This is a genomic window from Dapis purpurea BLCC-M126, from assembly GCF_050015975.1.
Classification (GTDB): Bacteria; Cyanobacteriota; Cyanobacteriia; order Cyanobacteriales; family Microcoleaceae; genus Trichodesmium.
Genome location: NZ_JBNHER010000153.1, coordinates 1 through 9,359, shown reverse-complemented (window position 1 = coordinate 9,359; position 9,359 = coordinate 1). Strand labels below are relative to the sequence as shown.

The following is a 9,359-nucleotide window of genomic DNA, read 5'->3' as shown; positions in this document are numbered from 1 at the left end:
CATCTACAACTATTTCTGTAGTTGGAATAGTCGCAGCAAACTGTTTATCTACTAATCCTTCCGATTTAATTTCTGTTGATTTATTAATTAGGGTTAGTTGAGGAATTTGTGTCTTTTCCAAAACGTCTAAAGCTAAAAAATTAGCAAATTCTTTATTAGAAACAGAAGATAATTTTGTAACTTCTTTAACCTTTAATAAAGCATAAAATTCTAATTTGACTTCTGCTTTCGACCAAGATTTACTCAACCGATTCTTACTACTACCAAATAATTGTTGTGAAGATAAACTAGATCCTAACTCTAAAAAAGATTTGGTAGAAGAAAGTTGACCAAATTGTGTTTTTGAACTAATTGATCGAGAAATAAAATTAGTATCTATATCAGTTTCTGATATTTGAGCATTAGCAGACTTTGAGATTCCAAAACTTGTTGAAGCAGCAAAAATGGCCACTAAAAACGGAGACAAGCGCATATAATTACTATCCCGTACAATCCACACACCAGTGAAATTTTCATACAAACCGTAAAATTGTACACTATTGACGGGTATCTCAAACTTTCTGAGCTAAAATCCTTTCTAAGACTTGTTGATATGCGGTTTCTACATTACCAAGATCCCTACGGAATCTGTCTTTGTCCATAACTCGCTGGTTTGGATCTGTTTGAGATTGGTCCCAAAGTCGGCAGCTATCTGGGCTTATTTCATCTGCCAAAATCAAATTTTCATGTTTATCTAGGCCAAATTCGATTTTGAAGTCCACAAGAGTAATTTGGCATTGGTTAAAGAAATTTATCAGCAAATCATTAATTTTGAGGGCAAAAGTCCGTATTTGCTCTAATTGTTCTGGGGTAGCTAATTCTAGTAGTAAGAGGCGATCGCGTGTTAGAAGTGGGTCTTGCAGACTATCATTTTTGTAACAATATTCTACTAAGGGAAATTTCAAGATAGTTCCTTCTGTTAATCCAGTTTGTCGGCAAAGACTACCAGCAGCAATATTTCTCACAATCACTTCTATAGGTAAAATTGTCACCCTTTTAACTCGCATTTGATCTGGTGCTGGACAGTCAATCAAATGAGTGGGTATATTATTAGCTTCAAGTAGCTTAAATATATTAGTAGAAATAGTACAGTTTATTTTACCTTTCCCTGTTATTGTGCCTTTTTTTTGAGCATTAAAGGCTGTAGCATCATCCTTAAAATAAGTCAACAATATTTCTGGGTCGTCAGTAGTATAAAGAATTTTAGCTTTGCCTTCGTAGATTTTTTGATTAGATGACATAAAAATTTTTGACTAGGGAATAAAAATAGACTGATGAGCAATAATTACTCTTTTCTGTGATTATCATAATATACGTTTAATGTCAATATTTTAATGGCAATTTTAGAGCTATATCTGTTTTGATTTTGATCTAACGTTTCTCACATTGGCTGAGATACAAAAAATTCTGATTTTCAACAACACCAAATCTGAGAATAGGGGAGAGAAAAAATACTGTACCTTATTAATATGAGAAATACTATACATAACATAGTGGTTCATTGCTAAATCATTTCTTTGGGTAAACCATGACTAAAACAGGGACAAAAAACATATATAACATCCCCAAAATAAAATAGTTTACTCAATGGACAGATAACAATATTTGATTAAATAAAATTAATATTAAATGTCTTGTCCTGGGCAATATTTTCTGAGAGGATAAATTATGAGATCAGGAGTTATGAAATCATAATTGAGGAATAGAAAATGAAACAGATGATGACTTGGACAAAATCTGTAGCAATGAGTACCTTATTATCTATTGCTGCTGTTTCTGGTATTGGTCTTACTTCTATAGCAGCAGTATCATCTCAAAAAGCTCCCATTGTTGATGAGTCAGTAACTACACTTCCTACTGAAACTAAAGATGAAGATCAACTCGCTCATCGGTATCATCGCAGGTCTTACGGTCGGTCTTATGGCAGCTGTCGTCGAGTAGCAACTCGTTATCGAAACTTGCGGGTGAGAACATATCCTTGGGGTCGGGTTATAAACGCATTATATCCAGGCGCTCGTGTCCGTGTTATTGGTTACCATCGTGGTTGGGCAAAAATTTCATCTCCTTGTTATGGTTATGTGTATGCTCATTATTTGAGACATTGTTAAATTTGATCGAATAAATGTTGTCAGGGACGATCGCGGATGACCAAGAGTTATGCCTCTACCGCGAAATCCCTAACATTTATAATTTCCCATACTCAAAGTATTTCAGCGTTAAGAAAAACCATTATTTTCTCAGTAGGTGAACATAAATAAACGTAACGAGCGTAGAGCGAGTTTAATAGATTACATTGCATTTATATAAAGTGTTTCGGTAAAACCCGCCCCGACAATTTTTGCAACATTTAATTAGACCTACTTACTTATCTTAAAAATATAGAAATAATAACTAAAAATAAATCAAGAAAAATACCTGTAACCGTGCTTGAATCTTTCTTTTCTTTAAAAAAAAACAGGTAAAATTTACTGTGTCTAAATTAATAAAATAATCCAATAATGCTAAGAATTATGTCAAAAAATTTTTGATGACAATACACAGATACAATCAATAATAATGAAAAGCTAAAACGCAAACTACTAACCAAAAAAAAGGAGTCAAAAGTGAGCGATTCAATTATTGAATTACTGAATGAACTACCTAGTGATAATCTCACAGTAAAAACACTCAATGCTCTAGATTTTGTAGTTCCGGGGGAGTGGGAAAATGTAGTAGGTTTTAATCAAACTATTGAAGTAATTACAGGCGAGTCTGATGCAGACAGAATTCTAGATATTGGCAACAAAGCGCTTGAGCTATACAATGACGCGGATAATGGATATCAGGGAGCTATGTGGTATTACAACGTAGTTGATAATTTAGATGGTGCCCTTGCTGCAGCAGCTATGGCCGAAATAGTAAGTGAAAAAATCCCTTTTTTAAGCTTTTTAGGTGGCTTAACTCCCAAAGCTGATACAACTCAATCTGTTGACCTGTGTCTGAAAATTGTAGCAGAATTGATAGCCTATAGTAAACTCAATGGCCTACCTATTCTTGACCCAGGAGAATTTGTCACAAACTTAACTGAAGAGTACAAAGGTCCATCTCTAATGCGAATGGCTGCCTTGGTTTGTCTTGATGGTTTGGTGCCTTTAGGCCCAGACTTCCTGCAAAAAGTACAAGATACCCTTGATGGAGAGGGTGAAGGCGCTTTTACTGATAATGCAGTTTTTGGAGCTATTAGCGGTGCCATTCCTGGAGATGACAAATTTGGGTTTATTACTAATAGTTTCGGAGCAGTTCAGGGATGGATGGATAACTTGGTTGGGTCAGTTGGTTTAACTCCAGAAAGTATTTTTGACAATATTGGTGGCTTTATTGACTTTTCCGATGACGCTTTAGATGTTGTAGCTGCATTTCTGGATAAGACGACAAACTACTTCCAACATACAGGTACTCAAACTGTAGCTCGAAAGTTGATAGAGCAAGCAGCAGAAGAAGCATAGACTTGATGAAGTCAGAAGTCAGAAGTTAGAAGTTATTTTTGTAGCGGGGGTTAGAGCAACCCTCCAAAAACATTTCACCAATTAAGGTGAAGTTAACGCAGTTATAAGTTATATCAAATCCGGTAGCATTGGTGTAATTAGATCATGTAGGTCTTTCTGGAACTAAGTGAAACCTAACAAAGCTTTATTCTTGTTGAGTTTTATACGTCAACTCAACCTACACTTATTGCACCAGTTTATTGGCTCATTGCCTCTGTAATTCTTCAGTTAGCTTATGCCAGTGGAGCCATTTTTAGTCCCGAGCCCCCTTCCCTTAGTCATCACTATCCAACCTAGATCCCTAAGTGCCACTTGAGAAGTTCCTTATGCTTAACAGTTAAAAATACGCATTCGGGTGTCATAACTACTTTTTTGATCGAAAAATTTGGGTCTCAAGCCTCCTCTTTTAAGGGGATAAAAAAGGAATATTCCGTATTTCAAGCCTCCTGGTTTAGCAAGAGGGACTGATAACTGATAACTAATAACTGATAACTGAAATGACCACCATATGTTCAAAGCTGGCGCTTGATACAGGTGTCTTTAGGGTAGTGAATTATGACTTTTCCATTAATATACTTTTAAATTCTTGTAAAAATATACCTTCAGCAACAGCGTTAGACACGCCAGTCATGTATACACGACCACTAGGCTTGATATCAATATCAATTTCACCTCCTGGCATATATACCTTTACCTCTCTTTCCACCAATCCTAACTCGTAAGCTACCCTCGCAGCTGCACAGCTACTACTGCCAGAAGCCATTGTGTATCCAGCACCGCGTTCCCAAATTTCTATTTGAATATTATGCCTATCAAGAACCTGCAATAACTGTAGATTGATTCTATTGGGGAAGATTGGGTGATTTTCTATTTTTGGACCTAGTTGAAGCACTCTCTCTTGTGAGATGTTTGTTACGGGAATAACGCAATGAGGATTGCCAATAGAAATGCAGGTTACTTCTAAGGATTCATCACCTACTTTTATAGGTTCTCGTATTACTTTTCGACGCTCTCCTGCAACTGGAATTAAGTCACTTTGAAAAGTTGTTAAGCCCATATCTACTTTAATTAATCCATCCTTGAGATTAATTATTTCTACAGATACTTCACCACCTGCAGTAGATATTGAAAAAGTGCATTCTTTGATATAGCCAACATCTCCCAGATATTTAGAAAACATACGGATTCCATTACCACTTTTTTCAGCTTCACTACCATCAGGGTTAAATATTCTTAACTTAATTTTCCCATCGTTAAAGATTGGACCATATAAAATTCCATCACTTCCTAGACCAGTATTCCGGCTGCATATAGTTTCGACATTTTCTTTGTTAATGTATATATCAGTTTTATTAGGGTCTATGATTATATAATCATTCCCTAGTGCATGATACTTGTAAAAATCCATCATTTCACTTTTTCTCCTATGAGCCAATAAAAGTTTATTATGCTCAAGTAGACTTTTTGCTAATAATAGCCTCTTTTTGAGAAATAATATCAAATCCGGTTAAACAATCTCACAATCACGCTAGCTTAAATTATAATGACAACGTAATTGGAGCTATGTGCAATTAGGCTTGATATAACTTCCTCTAGCTACCACGACAAATATAAAGCACTATTTTAATTAGCCCGGTAAATATTTTTTGCTTGTTCCTTGTCCTCTGGCCTCTTTTCCCTACTCCCTTATTATCCTCAAAAAAAAGCATTAGATGTGTCCCTACCGTGATAATATAAAGTGTTAACCTTTATACACTAAAATTCCGCTCCTGAATAATTTTAGGAGTGGGTTTTCCATTGGTTACCAAATAAAGTAAGTAGACCTATACATATAGCATCTGCCAGGTAATAATTATGACTGATTCAATTCGCTTTCTTTTATGTGCCCCCGACCACTACGATGTGGACTATGTAATTAACCCTTGGATGGAGGGCAACATCCACAAATCCTCCCGCGATCGGTCTGTTGAACAATGGCACAAACTTCACGAGATTATTAAAGAACACGCTATTGTAGACCTAGTACCACCCGAAAAAGGTTGGCCTGATATGGTATTTACTGCTAATGCAGGTCTAGTTCTGGGAAATACCGTTGTTATTAGCCGTTTCTACCATAAAGAACGTCAAGGAGAAGAACCCTACTTCAAAGAATGGTTCCTTAACCAAGGCTTTATCGTTCACGAACTCCCCAAAGACCTACCCTTTGAAGGTGCAGGAGATGCTCTTCTAGATAGAGAAGGTCGTTACCTCTGGGCAGGATATGGCTTCCGTTCCGAACTCGACTCCCACCCACTTCTGGCAAAATGGCTCGACATTGAAGTGCTATCCCTCCGACTTACAGACGAGCGTTTCTATCACCTCGATACCTGCTTCTGTCCCCTAACTGGTGGTTACTTACTCTATTATCCACCCGCATTTGACTCCTACTCCAACCGTCTGATTGAAATGCGAGTGCCACCAGAAAAACGGATTATAGTAGCAGAAGCAGATGCAGTAAACTTTGCCTGCAATGCAGTTAACATTAATCAAACCATGATTATGAACAAGGTTAGTGATGACTTGAAATCAAGTCTTGCAGAAGCAGGTTTCAATGTTATTGAAACACCTCTAACTGAGTTCCTCAAAGCAGGTGGTGCAGCAAAATGTCTTACCCTCCGAGTTACAGAACCAATTATACCTGATCGTGAAGCTAAAGTGCTGGTCGAAAGTCGCACGGTTCGGATGGAAGGACACTTACTCGATGCTGGCTTAATTAATCAAGCTTTAGACTTAATAGTTGAAGGTGGTGGTAGTTTCAAAGTTCTCAACTTTAATCTCGGAGAACAACGTCAAAGTACTTCCCTTGCTGAAGTCAAAGTTTCTGCCCCTTCCCATGAAGTCATGGAAGAAATAATGAGTCAGCTTATTGACATTGGTGCAGTAATTCCTACTGAGGATGTGCAGGATGCTAAATTGGAGCCAGTAGAACAAAATGGTGTTGCTGCTGATAATTTTTATGTTACGACTATTTATCCCACTGAAATTAGAGTTAAAGGTCAGTGGATACTGGTTCAAAATCAAAGGATGGATGGAGTAATCGCTATTACTGAGGTAGATGGTCATATTCAAGCCAAATGCAAACTCCTGCGGGATGTACAAATTGGCGAACAGGTAGTAGTAGATGTGGTAGGTATTCGCACTATCCGTAAAACAGAATCTCGTGAAAAACGGAACCAAGAAGAGTTCAGCTTTATGTCTGCTGGTGTTTCTAGTGAACGTCGTGTAGAATTAGTGGTTGAACAAGTAGCTTGGGAATTACGGCAAATTCGTGATCGCGGAGGCAAAGTAGTAGTTACAGGAGGTCCGGTTGTAATTCACACTGGGGGTAGCGAACATTTAGCAAGTTTAATTCGTCAGGGATATGTACAAGTATTATTGGGTGGTAATGCTATCGCAGTTCACGATATTGAACAATCACTGATGGGAACTTCTCTCGGTGTGGATATGAAACAGGGAGTTGCTGTTCATGGTGGACACCGACATCATCTGAAGACTATTAATACTATTCGGCGTTGTGGTAATATTGCTAAAGCAGTTGAGGCTGGTGTTCTTACAAATGGGGTGATGTATGAATGCGTGAAGAATAATGTGCCGTTTGTTTTAGCTGGTTCAATTCGTGATGACGGACCTCTACCTGATACTCAGATGGATTTGATTAAGGCCCAGGAAGAATACACTGAGTTGTTGAAAGGTGCTGACATGGTTTTGATGTTGTCAACTATGTTGCATTCTATTGGAGTAGGAAATATGACACCTGCTGGAGTGAAGATGGTTTGTGTGGATATTAATCCGGCAGTGGTGACTAAATTGAGCGATCGTGGTTCTGTTGAATCTATAGGTGTGGTAACAGATGTTGGTTTGTTCCTCAGTTTATTGATTGCACAATTAGAGCAGTTGACTAGTCCTTATTCTTTAGCTCAAGTGGAAGCTTAGGAATTAGGGATCAAAGCTATTTGTAGTAGAGCAATACATCTAAAATAGTGCATTATTATTGGGCACGGGTTCATCTGATTGAATGTTGTTGCCCCAATAATTTAACACGGAACCCACCCCCTACTATTGCAATCTTTTAGGCGTGTTACGCCAGTAGTGAATCAACAAAAATAGTGCATTCATTGGGGGAGGGTTCATATGATTCAATGTTTTCGCCCTAATGATTTAATATAGTTTATTCATTGGGGGCAGATTCATTTGATTCAATGTTGTCGCTCTAATAATTTAACGTGGAACCTGCTCCTACTATTGCAATGTTTTTTAACTTCCCCCCTTCTGACTTCAGCTATAATTCTATTGTTTTTGCTCAACCACAACGTCAAACGTCAAGAAGATGCCAATGTTGGTACTAAGAAAAAGTCAAATAAAGTTATTGAGGTAACTTATGAAACTGAATGCTGATTTACAAGAGCGTGTTGTTGTGTTTACAGAAGACTTGCCTTGGAGAGATTCACCGATGGCAGGGGTACAACGACGGATGTTAGAGCGCGATGGAGAAGAGGTTGCCCGTGCCACCTCTCTTGTTCGTTATGCTCCTAGTAGTTACTTCTCAGCTCATACCCATGGTGGAGGAGAAGAGTTTTTGGTACTTGATGGTATCTTTTCTGATGAGCAGGGAGACTATAAGCCAGGAACCTATGTCCGCAATCCAGTGAATTCTAGTCATACTCCACATAGTAAGGATGGTTGTACTATCCTAGTGAAACTCCGGCAAATGGAGCCACAGGATCAACAACGGGTTGTCATTTCTACGACTCAAGCAAAGTGGTTGCCTGGAGAAGTTCCTGGATTGCAAGTAATGCCGTTACATACATATCAGACTGAACAGGTTGATCTGATGAAATTAGCAGCAGGTACAAACTTCCCCAGCAGTGAATATGGGGGCGGTGAAGAGATTTTTATTCTTGAAGGTGTATTGAAGGATGAACAAGGCGTTTATCCCAAAAGAACATGGCTGCGGAATCCACCAGGGTATATTCATACTCTATCTAGCGATGAAGATTGCTTAATTTATCGTAAAATTGGACATCTGATATAGCATATAGTAATACGATAATAATGAAATCACTAACAAATATATCTGTTCTCATTTTCGTTTTTTCCTAACCTAAGTTATTTCCCAACAACTATATTAGACTTGTCGCTAAATAGATGAAAAAAAATCGCTCAAACTCAGGCAGAGTAATAATTCCGGGCATTTTATCTTGTTGATATCTATAAATCCTTACATATCAAGGATTTTGAGGATTTTTTCAGTTATAATACCATTTTGAAAAAAGAATGTTACGAATAATAAGGACGATAAAAAGATTTTACAGGAGATGTCCCTTTGACTAAAAAGATGATTTATGAACTAAAAAAAAGCATCGAAGCTATTCCCATGCGACTCCTGACTCCTGACTCCTAAAAAATACCCTGTCTATTTGTAACAAACATTTATTGAATTGGTATAAAGCGACAAGTCTATTAATAATATCAAAATTTGATTAGATGAACCCACCCCGCTAAATTGTTTATATTGTGTTGCGCTTCCGTTCTACTAAACTTACCCAATTATTAATAATTAATAATTAAATAATTCTGGTTTAAAGCCTCCCCTTTTAAGGGGAAAAAGCGGTCGAGGGATGGCGAGGTTTCCCGCTCTTACAGAGCCGCTCCGCTAACGCCATATCCAATCGACCAAGAGAAAAGTTATAGGATATTTCCCAATCTTCAATCCTGTCGGTTTTAACCAGAGGTAATTATCAATTATCCATTATCAAT

At 37.6% G+C, this 9,359-nt stretch carries 7 protein-coding genes; 4 read left to right on the top strand and 3 right to left on the bottom strand.

Going from position 1 to position 9,359, the window contains the following annotated elements; genetic code table 11:
- On the bottom strand, nt 1-499 hold a 499-nt coding region (locus ACP6PL_RS13885), incomplete at its 3' end, for a hypothetical protein (protein WP_426545852.1).
- A gap of 52 nt (nt 500-551) precedes the next feature.
- Nucleotides 552-1,280 carry a phosphoribosylaminoimidazolesuccinocarboxamide synthase gene (purC, locus tag ACP6PL_RS13880; protein WP_426545851.1) on the bottom strand — a complete coding sequence of 243 codons (729 nt, stop codon included), beginning with the start codon at nt 1,278-1,280 and terminating at the stop codon, nt 552-554.
- 468 nt (nt 1,281-1,748) lie between these two features.
- On the opposite strand from purC, the gene ACP6PL_RS13875 reads away from it, so the two are divergent.
- Together ACP6PL_RS13875 and ACP6PL_RS13870 are read left to right on the top strand one after the other, a co-directional pair.
- Nucleotides 1,749-2,147, top strand: coding sequence for an SH3 domain-containing protein (locus tag ACP6PL_RS13875; protein WP_426545850.1), 399 nt, complete (start codon nt 1,749-1,751; stop codon nt 2,145-2,147).
- A 495-nt stretch (nt 2,148-2,642) separates the two neighbouring features.
- The gene (locus ACP6PL_RS13870; RefSeq protein ID WP_426545849.1) at nt 2,643-3,524 is read left to right on the top strand and encodes a hypothetical protein; all 882 of its coding nucleotides are present in this window, start codon (nt 2,643-2,645) and stop codon (nt 3,522-3,524) included.
- 592 nt (nt 3,525-4,116) lie between these two features.
- Here the strand turns inward: ACP6PL_RS13870 and dapF are convergent.
- Nucleotides 4,117-4,974 (bottom strand): diaminopimelate epimerase, encoded by an 858-nt coding sequence (dapF, locus tag ACP6PL_RS13865; RefSeq protein WP_426545848.1) that lies wholly within the window; start codon nt 4,972-4,974, stop codon nt 4,117-4,119.
- A 443-nt stretch (nt 4,975-5,417) separates the two neighbouring features.
- Here dapF and argZ point away from each other — a divergent pair, with 443 nt between their 5' ends.
- Both argZ and ACP6PL_RS13855 read left to right on the top strand, forming a co-directional pair.
- Entirely contained in the window at nt 5,418-7,535 is a 2,118-nt protein-coding gene (gene argZ, locus ACP6PL_RS13860) for a bifunctional arginine dihydrolase/ornithine cyclodeaminase (RefSeq protein WP_426545847.1), read from the top strand.
- Between the two features lie 445 nt (nt 7,536-7,980).
- Nucleotides 7,981-8,634, top strand: a complete 654-nt coding sequence (locus ACP6PL_RS13855; protein WP_426545846.1) for a cupin domain-containing protein — start codon at nt 7,981-7,983, stop codon at nt 8,632-8,634.
- Nucleotides 8,635-9,359: the final 725 nt, after the last annotated feature.

Excerpts from the sequence above, each read along its gene's own strand:
- ACP6PL_RS13855 (WP_426545846.1), top strand. The coding sequence starts at position 7,981 with ATGAAACTGAATGCTGATTTACAAGAGCGTGTTGTTGTGTTTACAGAA.
- dapF (WP_426545848.1), bottom strand. The coding sequence starts at position 4,974 with ATGATGGATTTTTACAAGTATCATGCACTAGGGAATGATTATATAATC.
- purC (WP_426545851.1), bottom strand. The coding sequence starts at position 1,280 with ATGTCATCTAATCAAAAAATCTACGAAGGCAAAGCTAAAATTCTTTAT.
- ACP6PL_RS13875 (WP_426545850.1), top strand. The coding sequence starts at position 1,749 with ATGAAACAGATGATGACTTGGACAAAATCTGTAGCAATGAGTACCTTA.
- argZ (WP_426545847.1), top strand. The coding sequence starts at position 5,418 with ATGACTGATTCAATTCGCTTTCTTTTATGTGCCCCCGACCACTACGAT.